This is a genomic window from Helicobacter muridarum, from assembly GCF_000765805.2.
GTDB lineage: Bacteria > Campylobacterota > Campylobacteria > Campylobacterales > Helicobacteraceae > Helicobacter_A > Helicobacter_A muridarum.
In genome coordinates this window covers 1-1,395 of record NZ_JRPD02000059.1, presented here as the reverse complement: position 1 = coordinate 1,395, position 1,395 = coordinate 1, and the positions used below count along the sequence as shown (strand labels likewise).

Genomic DNA, 1,395 nt, shown 5'->3' with positions numbered 1-1,395 from the left:
TGTTAAACGCAACAAAAATAGAATCACAACAATTTTGTTATAATGACTAAGTTAAATATCAATTCAACAAAGGCATTATATGAGATTCTCTAACATAATATATATATATATATATATATATATATATACTTAAAGGATTTATTATCTACTAGAATTTATATCCCCTATATAAATACACAGCACAATTCAAATTCACAAACAATAAATAAAACTTCAAACCAATCAATAAACCATATATCAAAGCAAGATTCTAAAGTAACATTAAGTCATGATAAAGACAATAAAAACAATCAAGACAATCCTAATAATTTACCAATAATTCCAATTATGCACTGCTTTGATTCTAACTATTGTTTACCTGCTAGTGTATCATTTTATTCTATGCTAGAGTATGCTAGTAAAGATTATTTCTATAAGCTATATGTAATACATAGTGGAGATATATCTAAGGATATTCAAGATAAACTAGCTAAAAGCATAGAATCATTTCCAAATGCAAAGTTAGAATTTATTGATAAGAGTGGAATATTTGATGAATCTTGGGAGAAAACACACAATAAGGGGCATTTTAGTGTTGAAATGTTTTATAAACTAAATCTTCCATCTCTCTTTCCTCAATACGATAAAATGATTGTAACAGACGTAGATGTAGTATGGAGAGGTGATATATCAAGAGAGTTTTATTTGTTAGACAAAGATGAGGACTATTATATTGGAGGATACAATGCACCTTTACTTAAACAAGATTGTCCTCTTACTAAATTTATGGATTATTATGATTTTGCTTGGAATGAGGAAGAAAAGCAAAGATTATTTAATATTGGCGCAGGGTTATTAGTATACAATCTCAATAAAATGAGATTAAATAATATAGAAGCAACACTTATGGAATTCTTGCAAAGCAATACCCACAGACTAGTGCAACCAGAACAAGACGTACTGAACTATGTATGCTATCCAAAGATTAAGATTCTCTCTAAAAATGGTATGGTTAGCACTTATTTTTGGGATATGTTTGATTCTAAAGAAAAACTAGACAATGCTACTTGGAATAGACAAGATATAGAATATGCTCTAAATAATCCTATTCAAATTCATTATGCAGGACCTCATGTAAAACCATGGAAAGACTTTGACACTCTAAAAGGAGAATTATGGTTTGAGAGTTTAGCTAAGACTAATTATTTAAAACAATGGTTAGATTCTACTTATAAAGAATTTAACCATTACAAAACATTCTATGAAGAAAATAAAGATAATGAAATCTATCCTAGATTTAAAAAGCTTATTTATCTAGGCTTTATATTTGAGCTAGCAAAGAGAAAAGGAATTATAAAGATTCGTTTACTTAATATAAAGCTGTATTTAGATTTTAGTGGGGTTATGAGTGTGTTT

The 1,395-nt window shown here is 27.8% G+C and carries 1 protein-coding gene; it reads left to right on the top strand.

Annotated elements, in window-relative coordinates:
• Positions 1 to 327 precede the first annotated feature (327 nt).
• Positions 328 to 1,395: glycosyltransferase family 8 protein (locus LS73_RS09725; protein WP_104731169.1), on the top strand; the 1,068-nt coding region annotated here is incomplete at its 3' end.